We start from the raw sequence: 21,283 nt of genomic DNA, 5'->3' as shown, positions 1-21,283 counted from the left end.
TAGAAATCTTTTACTTCATTGGAGGCGTTGCACCATGTCAGACTCTAAATCCCATAACGAGAATGATCCGCTCAACCGCACATTGCTGAACGAAGCCGGTCTGGAACTGAATGAATCGCTGGACCTCACGAACTGCGACAAGGAGCCGATCCATATTCCCGGGCTTATTCAGCCGCATGGCGTGCTGCTGGCAGTGACGCAAGGCAAGGACAATCTTATTGTCCAGGCCAGCCGGAACACAGATGTAGTGCTGGGAATTCCTGCAGAGACGCTGCTTGGAACTTCTATGGCTGAGCTGGTAGGCGATAGTCAGCTTCAGGCCTTACTGGAGCGCAGTGTGAACGCCAAGGAAACCGCAGATTTACAATATATTGTCCTGAAGATTGAAGTTGAAGGAGAGATGACCGATTTCTTCAGCATTATTCACGAAAGTGAAGGGCTGATGATTGTCGAGCTGGAGCCAGCCTCCGAAGAGGAGGGTGCAGGAGCCAATGATTTTGAATGGATCCGCACGTTCTTCGGCCGTATGAAGCAGACTGCAGGCCGGATTGAAGCCAGTCAGGCAGCGGCTGAACAGGTCAAAGAAATGCTCGGTTATGACCGCGTGATGATCTACGAATTCGATGACGAGTGGAACGGGAAAGTTGTAGCTGAAGCGAAGGAGGAAGGTCTGGAACCGTTCCTCGGGCATCACTACCCGGCATCGGATATCCCCAAGCAGGCTCGTGAGCTGTACTTGCGCAACTGGCTGCGGACCATCGTGGATGTTCACTATACGCCCGTACCGATTATCCCGGTGCTTCAGCCCCTAACCGGCAAGCCGCTGAACCTCAGCCTGTCGATCCTGCGCAGTGTCTCCCCGCTGCATATCGAATATTTGCAGAATATGGGGGTTGGAGCGACTACCACCATCTCGTTAATTCATAATAACAGGCTCTGGGGACTGATCACCTGCCATCACCATTCGCCAAAGTATGTACCGCATCGCATCCGCAATCTGTGCAATTTCCTGGGTTCCTTCTTCTCCAGTGAGCTGTACCAGCGCCAGCAGCTGGATACGTATCAGACAGAGCTGCAGCTGCGGACCAAGGCGACGCGGATTGTCGATGTATTCACAGGGAATTCAAGCTCCTTCCGGGTGATTGAGCAGCTGGGAGAGGAAGAGCAGACGCTGCTTGCGCTAATGGATGCTTCAGGAGCAGCGGTATGTTACCAGGACAAGCTGATGCTGTACGGGGTTACGCCTTCCCAGGATCAGGTACGGGAGCTTGCGGGCTGGCTGGCCGGTAAAGCCAGGGACTACACCTACTGTACTTCGGGGCTCAGTCTGGAATATGAATCAGCCAAAGCTTACAAGGACAAAGCCTCCGGCGTGCTGTATCTGGCTCTGACTCCCGGACAGCAGAACTATATGATCTGGTTCAGACCAGAAGTTGTAGAGATTGTGGACTGGGCAGGAGATCCTGCAAAGGCTGTTATTCAGGAGAATGACGGGATTCGTCTGTCTCCCCGGAAATCTTTTGAGAAATGGCGCCAGGTCGTTCAGTCTACTTCACTTCCCTGGAAGGAGCAGCATCTCAACATTCTGCCTCAGCTGAAATCAATCCTGCGCGGCCAGACGGAGAATCAGCTGCGTCAGGCCGAGGAACAGGCACTGCAGAATGCACGAAGTCTGCGTCATAATGAACAACGTTATCTGCAGCTGATGGAGCTGTCACCGGTAGCTTTCTTTATGATTACCGATGATATTATCGTCTATAGCAATAACCGTGCGCTGGACCTGATGGCTATAGAGAAGGGCAAGTCCCTAACGGGTCAGCCATTCCTGAAATATGTGCACGAATCATACCGTCCTGCATTGCGTCAGTATTTCTCGGAGCTCAGCCTGAACAAAAGCCAGTTCGTAACCGGCAGCGGACAGTTTCAGAATGCGGATGGACTGACGCTGGACATGAACCTGACACTGGCCTCCGTAATCCACGGCGGCAAACCTTCCATTATGGCTGTTCTGAGTAAGGGGTCTAACGCTGATGCGAAGGGTGAAGCCTACACCACTGTAACTACCCAATTGCAGAGTTACCTGACAACGGATTCCTTAACGGATCTGCCGAACCGGCTGGCGTTCGAGAACGAGCTTGCTAAGACATGGAAGGAATGTCTGCGCGCCCAGGAGCCGCTTCTTTTACTGTCTATCGACATCGATGATTTCCATTCCTATAATGCAGTCCACGGATTAAAAGGCGGAGATCTGTGTATTCAATCGGTGGCGGATGTACTGAACATCATCAGCAAGCAGCACGGCGCTTTCGTCGCCCGCTTCAGCGGAGCAGCCTTTATCCTGACCTTGTCCGGGGCAACCGCCGGAGAGGCGGAGCAGCTGGCCGAAGCTGTGCGCAAGGGTGTCTATGATCTGCAAATTCCCCGCGACCGTTATGAAGAAGAAGGTGTGGTCACCGTAAGTATTGGCGGTCTGCTGAAAGTCCCTCTTACAACGGAACGTACTTCAGAGTTCATTGCCGGGTCGGAGAAGGCGCTCTATGAGGCGAAATCCAGCGGAAAAAACCAGGTTGTATTTCACTGAATAACCGTTATGAACACAGAAGCCGGGTAAGGTCCGTCTGGACTATACCCGGCTTTTTGCCGCGCCTGTCTATGTGTCCAATCCACCATTGGCGATCCGCATACATTACAGAATAAAGCGAATGTACTTCTGCATACCTAAACGGAGGTGAAACGCGGTGTCTGTCGAGAAGCATATGCTGGCAGCAGGAACTCCCTATGCCACACCTTATTATGTCGTGAACAGCGTAGCTCCCGGTCCTGTATTTATGATCATCTCCGGCGTCCATGGCAATGAACCGGCGAGTACCCGTGCGGCACAGGGGATCGTAAGCCGGTTCAAGCGCGGAGATTGGGTTCTGCGCAGAGGGAAGCTGATTATTGTCCCGCTGGTGAATGTATCCGCACGGCGTAAGGGAATCCGCGGCAAACCTGATTTGAACCGTACCTTCCCGGTGGGTAGAGGCACTAAGGCTAGACATCCGCTGTCAGCAGCGGTGTTCCAACTCGCCGCACGTTATCGTCCATCCTGGTATTTGGATCTGCATGAAGCGAACGGGCTGTCACAGCTTAATCCGCGGCGCGTAGGGCAGACGCTGATTATCAGCCCGGCTAGCCGGGCGGCAGGTGTGGCGAAGCAAATTGTGAAGAAGATGAACTTGTCGGTTCCCAATAAAGCTTACCGCTTCAATATCCGCCGCCACGAGCGCGCCGGGACTTCACGGATGGCTATGCAGCGTCTGCTCGGAGCGAGAGCCGTTACAGTGGAAACCTGCTGGAGTCTCGATTTCTCCTTAAGGGTGCGGCTGCAAAGTGAGATTGTCAGCCATTTCCTGCGGGCTGCGGGTTTAACCGGCTGATCCGGTATAGTGTGCTGTGCTCTGTAACCGCCGATCTTCCTTGGGCTGCTTCACGTTATCGGGAACAAATACACTCCCGTAGCTTCCTTTGTAGACAGGAGTGCCGAGTGCTTTCACCCAGTCCTGATACAGCCTCCCGGAGCTGCCGTTTCGCACAATCACATAATCCGGGCGGTCATATTTCACGATATCAGGCAAGTATTCGGAGAAGCCGTACATGGAGCGTTCGAAGGCATTCCAGCCCATGATCCCAATCGAAGCCTTGGTGATAAAAGGGTCCTGGCGCCCGTCACAGAGCACATCCCCGCCGCGGAACATCACATAACCTGAAGATCCATAGCTGGACAGCACCTTAGGCCGCCTGCCTGCCGGTGTATGCTCCAGTACATAGCTCATTTCTAGGACGGGGTAATCTGCAGCAGTCACCACTGGCGGGACCGTGAAGATATATACAGTGTTGATCAGCAACCCGGTGGCAAGTCCAAGGGCAACCGCTCTTCTGCTTGTCCGCAGCCTGAGCTTGCCCGGAAGCGGAACCGCTTCGAAGAAGACTGCCGCGAAATAAGGAATGAACAGCCACATGAATAGATTTTGCTTGAAATTTGATACTCCGAGATAGAGAATGCCGGTCATCAGGAAGAAGCGGAACGGCTTCCGCTGCAGGGAGAAGGGCAGGGTGACCGCGAAAAAGAGCAGCAGAAGCAGAATCGGCAGCTGGTCCGTCCGGCTGAAGGAGAGAGGCTGCCATTCATTAATAAGCAGATTGTAGTTATTGTGTGTGACGGTGAAGATAAACAGCAGTCCTTGAAGTCCTCCCGGATTCGGCAGACCGGCCAGCAGGACCAGCAGGAAGACGGCAGCCCGCTTCCAGCTGAGATTGCGTGCAATCAGCGATTCCAGCATGGCCATACCGGTAAACACGGCAATCACCAGCCATACGCCGGTATGGACATTGGCAACGGCACAGGAGAGGATAAGCATTGCTGCCGCATAACTGGCCCGGGGCTTCAGCTGATATTCCCGCATGCAGATGAAGAACCAGACGATCAGCGGAGAGGAGACCATCTGCGGTCTTCCCTTGAAGTAGTTATAGTAGATCCAGCAGGAGATCAGCAGGACAAAGGGCAGGAGCAGAACATGATACTCCAGGAGACCTAGCTCTTTACGTGAAACTTCGCCAAGACGTATAAGCCCCAACAGTAAGCCAAACAGGCACAGGGCGGTCAACAGATAGATCCCCGGCCAGCCGAACCACTGGTACAGTGGTGTAATCAGCAGCTGAAACCCGGCTTCATGGGGGATATACGGCAGCTTGTCTCCATAAAAGGTATGTATCGCATGATGCAGCACCTTCCCGTGCTCAAGCATGTAGCGTCCGACCTCCAGATGCCAGAACGTATCCGGATCATTATACGAATATTTAGGCTGCATGAGCAGCATAACGACAGCCGTCAGCAGCCCGCAGATAAGCGGGTAGACGGCGGTTTTTCTAGACATATGAACTTCCCCTCTGTGTAGGCATTCGGCTTCCGCCTCTATATAGCATCACCACTTCCCATAAGTGATTAGATCAATACCTGCGAGAGAGCGGTAGTCCTAATGTGCGCCGCAGCTGTAACCAGACAGTGCTAATTTAGAGGATTGACACCACTGGACATAGTGTATATATTATATATATACATTAAATACAAAAACCGCAAAGGACGCTGGTGCTGCTGCATGAATATTTTGATATCAAGTACATCCGGTGAACCGATCTACGCCCAGATTGTGGGACAAGTCCGCCAGATGATTCTGCAAGGGGAGCTGGTCTCCGGTACGCCGCTGCCATCGATCCGCTTATTGGCCAAGGAGCTGCAGATCAGTGTCATTACCACGAAGCGGGCTTACGAGGAGCTCGAGCGGGAAGGGCTGATTAACTCCATTGTCGGCAAGGGCTCTTTTGTCTCCGGGGCAGATCAGGAATATATCCGGGAGCAGCGGCTGCGGATTGTAGAGGGCAAGCTGAAAGAAATCATTGATGAGAGCAGACTGCTGGGCATGGAGTATGCCGAACTGGCGGAGATGCTGAAACTGCTCTATGAGGAGGAACAGGAATGAGCGATGTAATCCGGTTAGACCATTTAACCAAAAGTTACGACCGGTTTGAGCTGAAGGATATCTCATTGTCCATCAAGGAGGGGTTTATTACTGGCCTGATCGGCCCGAACGGCGCAGGCAAGACTTCGCTGATCAAAATGATGATGGGTATGATCTACCCGGATCAAGGCAATATCACGATGTTCGGCCAGAATAACCAGCTATATCAAGCAGCGGTCAAGGAGCGGATTGGGTACGTCTCGGATGAGAATATCTATTATGAGAATCTCACCGTCAAGCAGATGAAGAGAGTTATCGCGCCGTTCTACACCCGCTGGAATGAAGATACATATGTGAAGTTTCAGGAGCTGTTCAAGCTTCCGCCCGGCAAGAAGATTAAGGATCTGTCCAAGGGGATGAAAATCAAATTCTCGCTCGCCATCGCCTTATCCCATGGTGCCGATCTACTTATTATGGATGAGCCTACCTCGGGGCTTGATCCGATTTTCCGCAGAGAGATGCTTGAGCTGCTCAGTGAGCATATTCAGGACGAGAAGAAATCGATTCTGTTCTCCACCCATAACACGATGGATCTGGACCGGATTGCCGACTATATTGTATTCATCAACGAGGGGCGGATTGTTTTCAATGAGATGAAGGAGAGTATCAGCGAGCGTTACCTCCTGGTCAAAGGCGGGAAGGAGCTGCTCGACCGTGATGTCCGGCGATGGTTCGTCGGTATCCGCGAGAACGTGCTGGGGTTCGAGGGTCTTATCAGCAACCGTGCGGAGGGCGAACGGTATTTCAGGGATACGGCTATCTGCGAGACGCCTACTCTGGAAGAAATCATGTATTTTACGGTAAAAGGAAGTGAAGCGCATGTATAGCTCCCTGCATCTGATCCGCAAAGACTTCATCCTTACCCGGAAATTCATTCTGCTGCTGGTGCCGTATTATATACTCATGGGATATACGAATGCGGATGCCTACACTATGTTCTCGCTGTTTCCGGCCATGCTGCTGCTGATCAATGCCTGCACTATTGATATGCAGCATAACAATCAGAAATTTCTGGTCAGTCTTCCGGTACCGAGGCAGCGTCTGATTCAGGCCAAATATTTAACGCTCATTCCTTTCTTGGCCTTCAGCATCCTCTGCACACTGCTGCTCTATCTGTTTGCATTTGCGATGGGGAAGATAGACGCTCCGCTCCGCTGGAGAGAGCTGGGCCTTGCGGCCGCGTCTTTTCCGCTGCTTGCTTCCTTCTATCTGCCGCTGTATTACTGGCTGGGACAAAAGGGCATGCAAGTAGTCAATTTCGTATTCATCATGTTAATCATGCTGAACGTCACGGCATTCAAAAGTTTATCTGAACGGTTGCCGGCACTTGCAGAATGGTTCCAGACCGGCAGGCTGGACGGCACGCTTCTGCCCGTTATTGGTGTTCTGGCCTATCTGATTATTATCTACGGCTCTTATCTGCTCTCTTTGCGGATTTTTGTTAAAAAGGACGTTTAGCCCCAGCCGGATTGCAGGCAAGCCGGCATCATAAAAAACGGCCTCAGCTTCCACTTTAAAGTGGAAGCTGAGGCCGTTTTGGTTCCGTGCAGGGGCAGGTCAGCGGAAGGTACCGCCTTGCTCCAGATTGTCGATGAAGTCCTTGGCATCCTTCAGGGATAAATTCCGTGCTTCCCGCATTACCTTAATCGCCTGAATCTTCTTGCCCTCCGCGAGCAGCAGATGCAGTCTCCGCTCCAGATCAGGAGCAATCTCCGGGTTCTGCACGAACAGCGGGGTCGGAATGCCGGCCATCCTGCCTCCAGCTCCTGCAGGTCCCCCATAAGCGTCCCTCTGCGCCAACTGAGACTCCAGCTCTGTTACGCGCTTTTTCAGACGGAACACACTTAACATAAGCAGTAACACAAGAACCAAAGCCAGAATTGCGATAATATCCGTATTGTCCATGGGAGCGGCTCCTTTCTGCCCTTATAGCATCGATTACGGTAACTAGACCTATCATATTCTACTACCCGCTGAGCAGAAGAATGAACACTTCACTCCTGAATTAGGAACAGTTCATACGTAGTTCAGCGGGTCCGGTTGAACGGACTTCATCCCGTATCATGCAGAATGTCATATTCAACCCTCTAAAATTATGATATTTTTATGCGAAATTTCAAATATTTATGGAGATGGGGGGCTTACCGGTGATAACTCCGTACAATCTTGAAGAATATTATGTAAGGATCGGCCGGCTGAAGCAGCGTTATTTGTCAGAGCGGTTTGAGCAGGAGCTTCCGGCATTCCATTCTCACCTGGAAGCGGCCCAGTGGTTCCGCAGCATGTTCCCTGGCGGGTTCATTTTTGTGGAGGAGATGGAAGCGGCTAACGCTGAGAGCTATTACTTGTATGACATCATCCACGACCGCGAGCTGTGGGAGCGCAGACAGCAGGATTTGAAGACCAAAGGCACCGCTTCCGGACTCGGCATGCTCCTATGCACCCAGCGGGTCGATATTTACGAGGACGGATCGGTGCAAATCGCTTTTTAACAATAAGTGCTGTTTCAGGACAAATGAATCAAAAGTGAGATTAAATGGTGTATAATCATGGAAAGGGAGGTGATTTCATGGCTGACTTCTTTAATCCGGGACCACATGCGAATTCGACTGATCCCGGCGGGCATAAAGCCAACCATGACGTGAATGCGCAGAAGTATCACACCGAAGGCCCTCCAGGCTTATGGAGGCAAATATCCGATCTGGTTATTGCCATAGCTGTCATTGCCTTTTTCATTTTTGTGATCATGTGGATCTTTTGATCTGTCTCCCCAACAAGCGGCTGTCCAAGACTGGTTTCATGGTCCTGGTGCATCCGCTTTTTGTTGTTTTACAAGTGAATAAATCAGAGTATCCAACACATACTTACAGATACATCTTTTACAAGTAACAGGAGGGGTACTCAGGTGGAGGCAGATGCAGTCTTTGAAGGCGGCGGCGTAAAGGGAATTGCTTTTGTAGGAGCCATTGAAGTGATGGAATCCAGAGGATATACCTGGAACAAGCTTGCGGGGACTTCAGCCGGCGCGATCATTGCAGCTTTGTTGGCCTGCGGTTACAATAGTGCTGAAATCAGAGAGCTGATGAGCTCGCTGGACTATATGAAGCTGCTCGGGCGTACCAGAATGAACAGCCTGCCGATCTTGAACAAGGCGCTTCCGTTAATGATGAAGTCAGGCATTTACAGCAACCACATTTTAGAACAGGTAATGACGGATTGGCTGAAGCGTAAGAAAGTTGTAACGTTTGGAGATATTCCCGAAGGCAAGCTTTCGATTATAGTCTCGAATATAAGCAATGGGCGGATTGCAGTTTTCCCTAATGATTTGCCTCACTATGGTTTGAAGGCGTCCGAATTCCCCATAGCCGCAGCAGTACGGATGAGCACCACGCTGCCTTTCTTTTTTCAACCCTATGTCTGGCATACGCCCCTGCAGAAGAAACCCTATTATATGCTGGACGGAGGAATGCTTAGCAATTATCCGATCTGGCTGTTTGACGTAGATGGAGTCCCGCGGTGGCCAACCTTCGGATTCAGACTGTCGGAAAGGCGAACTATGCCCAATCGATAGAGATCAATGGTCCGGTCTCGTTACTCAAAGGGATGTTCAAAACCATGCTGCAGGCTCATGATCAAAGACATGTAGACAAACATGCGGAAGAGCGCACAATATTTATTCCTACTGGAAAAGTAACGACGACAAAATTCGAATTGACGGAAGAAGATAAGCATTTCTTGCTCTCATCCGGTCACGCTGCGGCAGATAAATTCCTGGAGACATGGGACTTCGAAGACTATAAGCATAAATTCAGAGAAAATCATGCAGCATTGCCGGTTCAGCCCCTTTCCGGTGAATCGCAGCAGGAGCCCGGTATTTATCACTGAAACGCAAGGCTACTACTTCCACATTGAGGAGCAGTAGCCTTTTGTCTGGGGATTCACAAATTTGCCAATAGCACTGCCGGGAATGGGAAGGTTTCTTTTATAAGGATCAAGAATATAGACACAATGCCGAAGTGTGAGAAGAGAGTGGATATTGAAGCTTCTTTATAATGAGGAGTGATGCTTAAGATGGAGTATGAATTTGATAGCGAGATCAAGATGCTGGAAGGCAAAATGAAATGGAAAGTAGTGTATTTCCCATATGCAGTGAAGGAAATATTCGATACGAACGGTAAAGTGCCGGTTCAAATTACCGTTGACGGACACCGGTTCGAACATACGCTGCTGCCGTCAAAAAACGGGCATTATTTTGTATATAATGAATTCATCCGAAGAGCCGTACTTAAAAAGCCCGGTGACAAACTCCATGTCATTCTTACAAAAGATGAGGAGAGCCGTAATATTGTGGTGCCGGACTACATCACCAGAAACCTTGAAGATCACGATATGCTTAATCCATTCCTGGATCAGCCAGATTATCTTAAGCGGGAGCAGATCCATTACATCGAGCTTGCCAAAAAGGAAGAGACGAAGATTAACCGCATACTGGCTTTAATTAACACACTGAAAGATAAATGAATCCTGTTGAAGGACCTAAAGCACAATGGCACTGCAAACGGATTTGGAATGCTTCTCTGTACCCACAATCCGGTATCTATGAAGGACGGTCTGGTCCATTTGGCCTTTTGAGGGGAATCGACAATAAATACTATAAAAGATAAATATACGTTTTTATTTGGAAAGTCTGCAATAAAAGGTTGCAGGCTTTTTAATTATTTCAATTTTGTGAAAATTAGCAGATTAAGGAACTGAAAGGCTGGAATTTATTAAAAAAAAGTAACAAAGTTAATAGTAACACTATAATATTGATTATAGCCTATATATAAGTAGTAAGAGCCTATAAATGTTAAATATGTAATCTGTGATTTGGGAGAAATTCAGCTGCGTGGTTCTGTTAAATGAGATGAACGAGAGGACGATCCGATGAAAGCTCTAATGATGGGTAATGAGGCAATTGCCAGAGGCGCTTATGAAGCAAATTGTAAAATCATTTCATCCTATCCCGGAACACCGAGTACGGAAATAGTCGAGAGCATCAGTGTCTATGAGGGCGTATATGCCGAGTGGGCACCTAACGAAAAGGTAGCGCTGGAAGTAGCAGCAGGCGCCTGTATCGCCGGTATCCGCAGCCTGACCACCATGAAGCACGTAGGGGTGAATGTGGCGGCAGATCCGCTGTTCAATATGACCTACGAAGGTGTAAATGCCGGTCTGGTCATTGTTTCGGCAGATGATCCGGGGATTCATTCCTCGCAGAACGAACAGGACAACCGCATTTATGCCAGTCATGCCAAGATGCCGCTACTCGAGCCGACCAGCTCCCAGGAATGCAAGGATATGATTGTCGAAGCCTATGAGATCAGCGAACGCTTCAACACGCCTGTCCTGTTCAGGACCACAACCCGGGTGTCCCATTCGAAGGGGATTGTTCACTTCCAGGAAGACCTGGCGGTAGAGGAGAAATTCAGAACCTATAAGAAAAACAAGCTGGACAGGCTGCTCCTTCCGGCCATCTCCAGAAAGCGGCATCTGGAAATCGAAGCGAATCTTCTGGATATTCAGGCGTACTCCAATTCCTCCCCTCTTAATGTAATAGAGTACAGCTCCCCGGAGATCGGCATAGTGACGAGCGGAATATCCTATCAATATGTTAAGGAAGTGTTCGGAGATACGGTATCCGTGCTGAAGCTGGGTATGAGTTATCCTTTTCCGGACGAGAAGGCCAAAGAATTCGCTGCATGGGCCAAAACAATCTATGTCGTCGAGGAGGGCGAGCCCTTCATCGAAACCTCACTTAAAGCGATGGGCATTGCCTGTACCGGTAAGGAGATCATCCCCGTCTGCGGCGAGCTGAACCCGGAAATTATCAGAAAAGCGATCACCCGTGAAGAATTCGACTGCTACGAGGGTGTCCAAGTACCGGCAAGGCCGCCAAGGCTGTGTGCAGGCTGCGGTTATCTCGGACTGTACAGCGCAGTCAAGCAGCACAGGGACATTATTGCCGCCGGAGATATCGGCTGTTATACGCTGGGCGGCACCGAGCCGATCAAGGCGCTAGACACCGTGCTCTGCATGGGCGCTTCCATCTCTATGGCAACGGGCATGCAGCGGACTCAGGATTTCAAACCGATGGGCAAGAAGGTATTCGCCTTCATCGGTGACTCCACCTTTTTTCACTCAGGTATGACCGGACTGCTGAACGCAGTTTACAACAAGACCCCGATTGTCATCTGTATCCTGGACAATCGCTCCACATCTATGACCGGCAATCAGGAGAACCCGGGCACCGGGCGCACACTGCAGGGCAGCACGTCGGAAGTCATACGGATTGAAGATATCGTGCTCGCACTGGGCATTAAACCGGACAACCTCAGAATACTAGACCCCACCAACCTCCAAGAAACGCAGCAGTGTGTGGACACAGCCAAGCACAGCACTGAACCGTTCGTAATCATCTCCAGACATCCTTGTGAACTTCTCAAAAGCAAAGCGGAACCCACAAAAAAATACATCATTGACAATGTTACCTGTGTGAATTGCAAAAAATGCACTATGCTAGGCTGCTCGGCTATCAAAATTGTGGACCGCCAAATCATGATTGATCCGCTGGACTGCAAGGGCTGCAGCATCTGCCAGCAGGTTTGTCCCTATGACAGCATTAAGGAGGCTTAAGCGACCTATGACAGCAGCTACAAGCATTATTTTAGCCGGTGTGGGCGGAAAAGGTGTCATTACTGTAACCAATGTGTTATCCCAGGGACTGGTTGCGCTCGGGTATGACGTGAAGGTCTCCGAGGTGCACGGTATGTCGCAAAGAGGCGGAAGCGTGCATGCACAGGTTCGTTTTGGCGACAAAATCTACTCTCCCCTGATTGAAATGGGCACAGCGGACTATATTGTCGGCTTCGATCAGATCGAAGCGCTGCGCTGGGGAAGCTTCCTGAAACAGGAGGGGCGGATGCTCGTCAATCTGGCAGAGCTGAATGAAGATACATACAAAGGAAAGTACGAGGACAACTTCAGCCGGTACAAGCATATCACTTATGTCGAAGGAACTGCCATTGCGAAGGAAACGGGAAATGTGCGGAATGAGAATTTCGTCATGCTGGGCGCGCTGCTGCAGGCGCTTGGATTTGAATTCGATGTCTGGAAGAGCACGATGGAAAAGTATATCAAGAAGCAGTATCAGGAGGACAGCATTCTCTCTCTGCTTAGAGGGATGAGGGAACAACGGGTCGCCAGAGAAAAGGAGACGGTATATGAGCTCTAAGGCTTCGGCAAGCAAGCTTAAGCCGCGGAGGGCTGCAGCCGGGCAGGATGTGGCGATTGTCGGCATCGGGTGCAGATTCCCAGAGGCAGAGAATTACAGCAGCTACTGGAACAACATGATCAATCATGTGAATTCCGTCAAGCCTATCAGTTATGACCGCTGGCAGAACGGAAGATACGGACTGAAGAACGAGGCCGACCTCGGCTGGGACAATGAGCAGTTTGTGAAATACTGTGCTTCTTTATCCGGCATCGACAAGTTCGACAATACCTTCTTTAACTTGTCACCCAGAGAGGTGGCGAGCATGGACCCCCAGCAGCGGATTCTGCTGGAAGAAACATGGCATTGTCTTGAGGATTCAGGGATTCCGCTGGCCGAACTCCAGAAGGAACGGACTTCTGTGTATGTCGGGGTTACCGGCAATGACTACGGTCTGATTGCATTGACCGGTGGTGATAAGGTCGATCATTATGCGGGGCTCGGCAACTTCGAATGTATTGCGGCGAACCGCATCTCGCATACTTTGGGCCTGACCGGAGAGAGCCTCTCTCTGGATACCGCTTGCTCCTCTTCACTGGTTGCTGTTCACAAAGCAAGACAGAATCTACAGGCCGGAGAAGCGAAGTATGCCATAGCGGCAGGCGTGTGCCTGGCATATCATCCTTGGCGGTACGTGACCTTCTCCAAATCGAATATGATGAGCCGGGACGGACAATGCAAGGCTTTTGACGAGAATGCGGACGGATTTGTGCAGGGAGAGGGCGTTGGCGTCCTGCTGCTGCAGAAGCTGGAGGATGCGGTGCGGGACGGCAACCATATCTACGGCATTATCCGGGGAACGGCAGTGAACCACTGCGGCGCTTCACAGACCATCGCTGCACCGAGCATGAAAGCGCAAAAGGAATTGGTTGAAGCCGCTTTGCGGCAAGCCCGGGTAGATGCTTCGACCGTCAATTATATTGAGGCGCATGGCACAGGAACCGCTCTTGGCGATCCGATTGAAGTCGAAGCGCTGACCCAGGTGTTCAGGCAGTACACCGATCAGGAACAGTTCTGCACCATTGGCTCGGTCAAGACCAATATCGGACATTTGGCAAGTGCCTCTGGCGTTGCCGGGATCATCCGGGTGCTGCTGATGATGAAGCATAAGACTATTCCCAAGCTGCTCAACCTTACCGGTCTGAATCCGCTGCTGGACTGGGAGCATACCCCGTTTAAGGTAGCCACGGCCAACACGGATTGGGTGCCGGTCAATGAAGATACACCGTTGCGGGCGGGCGTAAGCGGCTTTGGCTTCGGCGGAGTCAATGCCCATGTGATTCTTGAGGCGTACGAGCCGCCGAAACCGGCCAGAGCCAGTAATAAATCCGTACCGGGTGCGCAGCTCTTCACTCTCTCTGCCCTGAACAGCGACAGTTTGAACGAGAGTATAGCCGTCTGGAAGTCTCATGTGAATTCTCCGGAGATGGCGGACGTATCCATCGGAGAGTTATGCAAAACGCTGCTTGCAGGCAGACGCCATTGCCGGGAATACAGAATCGGCGCTGTCATCCGGAGCAGGCAGGAGCTAGCCGAGTATCTGCAATCCGCTGCCTCCGCTGTTGAGCGGCTGGAGCCGGGCCGCAAGCGCTGGTCGGTACATTTCACCAATGTCATCTATACAGGATACACGGAGATTAAGAGCGTGATGGAAGAGCCGTATATCCGCGAAGTTCTTGAAGAGGTTATTGCCGAAACTGAGCTGCGCGGCGGGCCGGCCGCTATCCGGAGTGGCCTTACAATTGCCAAATGGAACAAGGATAAGCTTGCCGCCTACTCTTTCCTGATTAATTATACGCTGGCTAAAGTCTTGATCAGCCTGGGAGTAGATGTCGCATCCGTGAGCGGTGAGCAGCAAGGGACGCTGCTAGCAATGGCGGTCAGCGGAATGATTACGCCTGTTCAGGCGTATGACATTCTGACCGGCAGGGCTACTCTTGCGGAAACGGTGCTGCAAAGACCGGAGTTGACCTTCATAGACCCTGTTCATCAAGTGAAGATTCACCGTATTAACATTGGCCCGGCGTATATTGCCGGCTTGCGCAATGTATGCATCACCGGTGCTGACGCTGCGGCGTTCAGGCATTATGTGGAGAAAGCCAGAATACTCAGCCGGACGCAATTTACCTTTAAGAAATATTTGCGGGATTGGGATCAATCCCCGGCGCTGCAGGCAGCGAAGCTGTCCACAGACTCGCTGCTGCATCAGGAGCAGTTGTTAGCTGCCGGTGAGGGTGGCGAGGCAATGGAGCGGCAGCGTGTTCTTCTGCTGTTGATCGCCTACGGTTCGCTGCTGAAGCTGAATCAGAAATGGGATTTGTCGGAACGCATCACTTTAAGTGATGCGCGGCTGAGTGAATGGGTCCAGCTTGTTCTGGATGAGGTTATATCCAAGGAAATGGCCGTCCGGCTGTTAACTTCCTCTGATGAGGAAGAGGCTGGAGTGCTGGAAGCAGTCCGGAATCAGCTCAATGAACGGCAGGATCAACTGAATCTAAATGTCCCCTACACCTGTCTGCACGAAGCCAATCAGCATATGGCAGAAATTGCCGGGCCTGCAAGCTGGAGAGAACAGCTTCAGGAGCAATGTGCCGGGCAGAGCGTCCTGCAGTCTGAGGTGATCCGGCTGTGTGCAGGGGATAAGGAAACGGCAGCATTATCGCCTCAGAGTGACGGAGTCTTCGGGTTCCATGAGGTTCTGCTGAAGCTATGGCTGGCTGGGGCAGATTTAGATTGGAGCAGGCTGTATCCCGGCGGAAGCTTCAAGAAGCAGCCATTGCCCGGCTATGCCTTCAACCGTTCTTCGAATTGGATGGCGGCCCCTCAGGCTGCTCCGGCTCAGAGCCATCCGATGATTGATCTGGCGAAGTCCAGCCCGGAGCGGCTGCTATTCGTGAAGACACTTAAGGTGAGCGATTTCTATGTTGGCGAGCATATTGTGGATGAACGGGTGATTTTGCCGGGAGTCGCTTATCTGGAGATGGTCAGGGCGGCCGGCGAATTCGCGGCCAGGACGCAGGTGCATTCCATTAAAGATGTGCTATGGGTGAACCGGCTGGAAGTGGCCGATACACGGGATGCCTATATTCAGCTCACTCCCGAATCAGGGCATATGAAGTTCCAGGTGTATACCGCGGAGAACGGCACCCGGATTATTCATTGCACGGGCAAGCTCTATACCGGGACTGCACAGCAGGCGGAGCGGCACAGCTTCAATCTTAACGCTATTCAGGCCCGGGGCGGAGTCAGAATTGCCAAGGATTTCTGCTACAACGAGGTGTTTGGAAGCTCCATCGGTTTTCAATATGGGCCAAGCTTCCAGGCTACAACAGAAGCATTGTGCGGAAGCGGAGAATCGCTGGAGAAGCTCGACCTTCCTCCGGATCTGCTGCCTGCATTTAGCCAATATATGCTGCACCCGTCCCTTGTCGATGCTGCGCTGCGGGCAGTGACCTGGATCGGCGGAGCCGAGGCGTACAAGCAGCTAAGATTGCATATTCCGTTCGCACTCGGTGAAGTCCGCATCTACGGCAGGCTGACGCCAAGCTGCTATTCATATGCGGAGATCGTACCCGAGACCGCAGGCAAGGCAGCGGGGATGAAGCGGTTCAATGTCTATATTCTGAATGAGCAGGGGGAAGTGCTGGTGGAAGCCAGGGACTTCACGATCCGGGCCATTCAGCCAACCAATGCGGTTAGTGCGGCAAGCCGCCGTATTCACCTGTACACCGAGCGCTGGCAGGAAGCCCAGCTTCCGGAAGCCGGGGGGCTTGGCGGCCATAGTGAAGGGATCAGCAAGGCCGAAGTGAAGAATATGCTGTATATGGTCCGGGACAAAGGGAAGGCTCACCGGCTGGCAGAAGCATTCGCCCGGGAGCATACGGTGCCGGACAACATCATTATTGTGAATCCGGGAGCGGAGTACAGCGCAGCTGCAGGAAGTCTGGAATACAGCATCCGGCCTGAACAGGAAGCGGATTATGGCAGGCTGCTCACGGAGCTGCTGGCTAAGGGGATAAGGATTGACGCTATTCTGTATGAGTGGGATGGGGAACAGGCAGAGATCCTGAACGCTTTTTATCCGGTTCTGTATCTGTTCAAGGCGGTTACTCAGCTCTATTCCCAGGATCAGGTCCGCTTCTTGCTTGGCGCAGTCCACAGCGGCAGCCAGCCGGGAGCGGGAATGCTGCGGGGGCTGTCCAAGGCCCTTCAGGCCACCAACCGCAGCTTCATCCCGTCCGTGATGTATTGCAAGCGTGCAGAAGAAATTCCGTTCTACGCGGCGCAAGAGCTGCTGTACCGCAAGCAGGCGTCTTTTGTGGAAATTAGTTATTCAGGCGGAGCGAGAGCCAGCCGTGTAATCCTTCCGCTGGAGTCACTACCGGAAGCAGAGTTCAGCGGTTTCCGCAAACAGGGTACCTACCTGATTACCGGCGGAATGGGTAAGCTGGGACTTGCCGTGGCCGAATTTGCCCTGCGGAATTATGAAGCCAATGTGGTGCTGACCGGAAGATCCGCACTGGATGAACCGAGAAGCCGTGAGCTTGAGCGGCTGCAGAGTTATCCCGGGCAGGTTATTTACTTGCCTGGTGATATCGCGGAGCGGCAGACTGCCGCCGAGATTGTGGCGCAGGCCCAACAGGCTTTTCATTCCATTCACGGCATCATTCATTGTGCCGGAGTGCTCGGTGAGCAGCCGCTGATGGAAGCCAGTCCTGAACAGATGGCAGAAGTGCTGTTGCCCAAGATCCAGGGAGCGGTCAACCTGGATGAAGCTACGCAGATGGAGAAGCTGGATTTCTTCGTGTTTTTCTCGTCCATTTCCGCAATCATTGGAGATTTCGCCAGAGGTACTTATGCGGCGGCGAACAGCTATCTCGACCGCTTTGCCTTACTCCGGGCTGAGCAGGTTAAGGAGGGTATGCGTTCAGGTGCCTCGCTGTCGATCAACTGGCCGGTGTGGAATGACGGCGCGATGCAGTTGTCCGGAGAGGAAGCCGTACAATACCGCCAGCAGGCCGGGATGGAGCAGTTGGACACACATGCCGGTCTTGAACTACTGGAGCAGCTGGTCCGCACGGATGAATCCCGTATTATTGTAGCCTGCGGAGAACGGCAGCAGGTGAGCCGGGTACTTGCGGCAGTTACAGAAGAGAAGCCGCAGCAGGAGAGGGTGCTGAATGCTTCCGCGCAGAGTGTTCATGAGCGGCAGCGGGCAGCAGCGGTAACGGTAACAGGCGGGGCAACAGCTCCACTGAAGCTTCCGGTTCCGCCAATCCAGCAGCAGCCGCTTCATAGCGGTCTTGTCCCCAACGTTAAGGTGGAGGAAGCTATTCAGCAGTACTTGAAGGGAGTCGTGTCGCAGGCGACCGGGGTTCCGGCAGTGCAGCTTGAAGCCTCAGCCGACTTCTCCAAATACGGCATCGATTCCATCATGATCATGGAGCTGAATGGGATCCTGGGCAAAGACTTCTCCGATTTGCCAAGCACACTTTTCTTTGAATACAGCACGATTGCCCTTCTGGCGGCATTCTTTATGGATAATCATGCGGAATTCTTTCAGCAGTCCGCCGGGGAGCCCGGTCAGAGCGGGGGAACGGAGCAACAAGAAGCAGTAGTGGAAGAAACGGCGGAACAAGTGATGCCAGAAGCGGTGTCAGCAGAAACGGGAACTGTACAGGAAGCGGCTGTAAAAGAGGAAGCTGCCCCCGCCATGTCCCGGCATCAGGGAGCAGAAGCAGTAAGCGGGGATATTGCGATTGTCGGCTTAAGCGGACAGTACCCGATGGCGGATACGCTGGAGGAATTCTGGGATGTGCTAAGCGGGGGGCAGGACTGCGTTACGGAGATTCCGCCGGAGCGCTGGGATTACCACAAGGATTACCATCCTGAGAAAGGCAAGCCGGGCAAAGTGTACACCAAGTGGGGAGCGTTCATGAAGGATGTCGAGAAGTTCGATGCCGGATTCTTCCATATCTCCCCGCGGGAAGCGGAGCTGATGGACCCGCAGGAGCGGCTCATGCTCCAGACCACCTACCACACGCTGGAGGATGCGGGAGCTGCCGCGGATACTCTCTCCGGCAAGAAGGTTGGCGTATTCATCGGCGTTATGAATTCCCATTATCAGCTGCTAGGTGTCGAGCAATACAATAACGGCCGGCTCATGGATGTCCGTTCTTCGTTTGCGTCCATCGCCAACCGGATTTCATATCATTTCAACTTCAAGGGACCGAGCCTGGCTATTGATACGATGTGCTCGTCAGCGCTGGTGGCTATCCATATGGCCTGCGAGAGCATCCGGCATGGTGAGAGTGAAATGGCGGTGGCCGGTAGTGTCAACACCCTAGTGCATCCGGCAAAATATATCTTCCTGACCGATCAGCGGTTCGGCTCCACGGAAGGCAAGTGCCGGGCCTTCGGCCAGGGCGGGGACGGCTATGTTCCCGGTGAAGGCGTTGGCGCGGTTCTGCTGAAACCGCTGGAGGCGGCGCTCCGCGACGGGGATTCAGTCTATGGCTTAATCAAAGGAACGGCGGTCAATCACGGCGGCAAGGTCAGTTCTTATACTGTGCCTAATCCGAATGCCCAGTCCGAGCTGATTGAGGAGGCGCTGCGGAGGTCTGGCGTGCATCCCGAGCAGATCAGTTACATTGAGGCCCATGGTACCGGCACTGCGCTGGGAGACCCGATCGAGGTGGCCGGGTTAACGAAGGCGTTCAAGAAATTCACCGCCAAAACGCAGTTTTGCGCCATTGGCTCGGTCAAGAGCAATATCGGACATCTCGAATCGGCAGCCGGTATGGCCTCCTTGACCAAGGTGCTGCTGCAAATGAAGCACAAGCAGCTGGTGCCTTCAATTCTTGCGGAACAGCTCAACGAGAATATAGATTTTGCCAAGACACCGTTCTACGTACAGCGTTCACTCCAGCCGTGGAAGCCGCTTACGGAGGAGACGCCGGATGGGCTGAAGGTTCAGCCGCTCAGGGCGGGCATCAGCTCCTTCGGGGCAGGCGGCACCAATGCCCATATCGTAATTGAGCAATATGAGCCGGACGTACCTCCTGCAAGGCAGAGTGAGGAGCAGCTCATATTGCTGTCCGCCAAGAGCAGGGACAAGCTGCAGGCGCAGGCCCGGCAGCTCGCGGCATTTATCGCCCGCCACCGGACGGGTGGACGGGCTGTGGACACAAGTGAGCTAATAACCGCCCGATTACAGGCTGTCCGGAACCGCTGTCTGGACGTTGTCGCGGAAGTGCTAGGCGTGAACCCCGGGCAGATCGACTACGACGAAATTCTGACTGAGCTGTGCGCGGATGCTGTACACCAGGTTAGGCTGGCCGATGCCATCAATGAGCTGGTTCAGGAACATGCTGCCGACAGCACATTAGGGGCTAACCGGTCGCTGCGTGAGCTGATGAATCATCTGGAAGCGGCTGAGCTTAACCGGAGGAATACCGGAATCGGATTTGATACCCAGGCTTACGCCGAGACTGCTGCGGCTAGTGCGGCGGAGATGGATGCCGCCGATACAGAAGGATATACACTGCGCCTAGAGGATGTCGCTTATACGCTGCAGGTTGGGCGGGAAGCTTTTGCCGAGAGAGTGGCCATTGTCACCCGGAATATCGGGGAGCTTAGGGAAGTGTTAATCCGCTTTGCCGCCGGAGAACCGAATTTGCCGGATGTCTACACAGGCAGCCTGGACCCGCAGAATGATGTTGCCGCCATTCTATTCCAGAACGAATCCGGACATCAGTTTATTGCCAACGCGGTTCGTAACAGACAATGGCCGCAGATTGCCCAGCTCTGGCTGCTGAAGGCGAAGATAGACTGGAAGCTGCTGCATAATGAACGCAGCCGTGCACGGGTGATCCCGCTGCCGAATTATATTTTTGACAAGAAGAGATATTGGATCGGCAATGGCTTCTCGGCGCCTGCCGCTGAGGCCAATCGCTACACGCTTGAAGCAGAGAAGGATTGGGAACAGGAACCAGCCTGTGATGAGCAGAACAAGAGCCTTCGGCCACAAACTTCACAGACTCCGCAAACCGTGACTCCGGCAGAAGCGATCGGATATGTAGACACGTTTGCAGACTCGGTGGAGCAATGTCTGAACCGCACGCTGGAGGAGGTCATTTATTTGGAGGCCGGAGAGGTTAACGCCGATCTTCCCTTCTCGGAACTGGGCGTGAATTCAGTCTTGACGCTGGAATTGGTAGACAAGCTGAACGACCGGCTCGGCCTTGCACTGCATTCTAATGATCTGTTCAATTACAACACGGTACGGCTGCTGACTGCCCATATTCTGGAGACAGCAGGAACGGGATCTGCGGCCTCCGGGAACTCCGGACTGGCGGTGGATAGCCCTATAGATCTGAATGAACTTGAACTCTTACTGGAGGGGAGCTAATGC

General features: G+C 52.6%; 13 protein-coding genes and 1 pseudogene. 12 read left to right on the top strand and 2 right to left on the bottom strand.

What is annotated here, in order from left to right; translation table 11 throughout:
• Positions 1-34: 34 nt before the first annotated feature.
• Positions 35-2,581, top strand: coding sequence for a diguanylate cyclase (locus NSU01_RS18345; protein ID WP_076243085.1), 2,547 nt, complete (start codon positions 35-37; stop codon positions 2,579-2,581).
• Positions 2,582-2,738: 157 nt separating this feature from the next.
• Positions 2,739-3,419 carry a succinylglutamate desuccinylase/aspartoacylase family protein gene (locus NSU01_RS18340; RefSeq protein ID WP_076243086.1) on the top strand — a complete coding sequence of 227 codons (681 nt, stop codon included), beginning with the start codon at positions 2,739-2,741 and terminating at the stop codon, positions 3,417-3,419.
• Here NSU01_RS18340 and NSU01_RS18335 read toward each other — a convergent pair.
• On the bottom strand, positions 3,408-4,916 hold the full coding sequence (locus NSU01_RS18335) for a hypothetical protein (RefSeq protein WP_076243087.1): 1,509 nt from the start codon (positions 4,914-4,916) through the stop codon (positions 3,408-3,410). The two genes, NSU01_RS18340 and NSU01_RS18335, sit on opposite strands and share 12 nt — an antisense overlap.
• 222 nt (positions 4,917-5,138) lie before the next feature.
• Between NSU01_RS18335 and NSU01_RS18330 the strand changes: the two genes are divergently transcribed.
• The 3 genes from NSU01_RS18330 to NSU01_RS18320 are packed head-to-tail and all read left to right on the top strand — an operon-like array spanning position 5,139 to position 7,016.
• The gene (locus NSU01_RS18330; protein WP_042137658.1) at positions 5,139-5,519 is read left to right on the top strand and encodes a GntR family transcriptional regulator; all 381 of its coding nucleotides are present in this window, start codon (positions 5,139-5,141) and stop codon (positions 5,517-5,519) included.
• The gene (locus tag NSU01_RS18325) at positions 5,516-6,385 is read left to right on the top strand and encodes an ABC transporter ATP-binding protein (RefSeq protein WP_076243088.1); all 870 of its coding nucleotides are present in this window, start codon (positions 5,516-5,518) and stop codon (positions 6,383-6,385) included. Before NSU01_RS18330 ends, NSU01_RS18325 begins: the two co-directional genes overlap by 4 nt.
• Positions 6,378-7,016: an ABC-2 transporter permease gene (locus NSU01_RS18320; protein ID WP_076243089.1), complete on the top strand. Its 639-nt coding sequence runs from the start codon at positions 6,378-6,380 to the stop codon at positions 7,014-7,016. The genes NSU01_RS18325 and NSU01_RS18320 overlap by 8 nt, the downstream gene beginning before the upstream one ends.
• 99 nt (positions 7,017-7,115) lie before the next feature.
• On the opposite strand, the gene NSU01_RS18315 is transcribed toward NSU01_RS18320, so the two are convergent.
• A complete protein-coding gene (locus tag NSU01_RS18315; protein ID WP_042137651.1) occupies positions 7,116-7,463 on the bottom strand; it encodes a ribosomal protein L7/L12 in 348 nt (115 codons plus the stop codon).
• A 242-nt stretch (positions 7,464-7,705) separates the two neighbouring features.
• Here NSU01_RS18315 and NSU01_RS18310 point away from each other — a divergent pair, with 242 nt between their 5' ends.
• The 7 genes and pseudogenes from NSU01_RS18310 (at position 7,706) to NSU01_RS18280 (ending at position 21,280) form a co-directional block, all read left to right on the top strand.
• Positions 7,706-8,050 carry a hypothetical protein gene (locus tag NSU01_RS18310; protein ID WP_039291910.1) on the top strand — a complete coding sequence of 115 codons (345 nt, stop codon included), beginning with the start codon at positions 7,706-7,708 and terminating at the stop codon, positions 8,048-8,050.
• Positions 8,051-8,127: 77 nt separating this feature from the next.
• Positions 8,128-8,319, top strand: coding sequence for a hypothetical protein (locus NSU01_RS18305; protein ID WP_039291913.1), 192 nt, complete (start codon positions 8,128-8,130; stop codon positions 8,317-8,319).
• A 144-nt stretch (positions 8,320-8,463) separates the two neighbouring features.
• A pseudogene (locus tag NSU01_RS18300) lies at positions 8,464-9,443 on the top strand (patatin-like phospholipase family protein).
• A 186-nt stretch (positions 9,444-9,629) separates the two neighbouring features.
• Positions 9,630-10,079, top strand: a complete 450-nt coding sequence (locus tag NSU01_RS18295; RefSeq protein WP_076243092.1) for a YdeI/OmpD-associated family protein — start codon at positions 9,630-9,632, stop codon at positions 10,077-10,079.
• A 405-nt stretch (positions 10,080-10,484) separates the two neighbouring features.
• The gene (iorA, locus tag NSU01_RS18290; protein WP_042137644.1) at positions 10,485-12,233 is read left to right on the top strand and encodes an indolepyruvate ferredoxin oxidoreductase subunit alpha; all 1,749 of its coding nucleotides are present in this window, start codon (positions 10,485-10,487) and stop codon (positions 12,231-12,233) included.
• Between the two features lie 7 nt (positions 12,234-12,240).
• Positions 12,241-12,831 carry an indolepyruvate oxidoreductase subunit beta gene (locus tag NSU01_RS18285; RefSeq protein ID WP_076243093.1) on the top strand — a complete coding sequence of 197 codons (591 nt, stop codon included), beginning with the start codon at positions 12,241-12,243 and terminating at the stop codon, positions 12,829-12,831.
• Positions 12,821-21,280, top strand: coding sequence for an SDR family NAD(P)-dependent oxidoreductase (locus NSU01_RS18280; protein ID WP_076243094.1), 8,460 nt, complete (start codon positions 12,821-12,823; stop codon positions 21,278-21,280). The genes NSU01_RS18285 and NSU01_RS18280 overlap by 11 nt, the downstream gene beginning before the upstream one ends.
• Positions 21,281-21,283 lie beyond the last annotated feature (3 nt).

This window comes from Paenibacillus sp. FSL H8-0259 (genome assembly GCF_037963255.1).
Taxonomy (GTDB): Bacteria; Bacillota; Bacilli; order Paenibacillales; family Paenibacillaceae; genus Paenibacillus_AQ; species Paenibacillus_AQ phytohabitans.
Note: the sequence above shows the minus strand (reverse complement) of the source record. Positions and strands in the feature narration are given on the sequence as shown.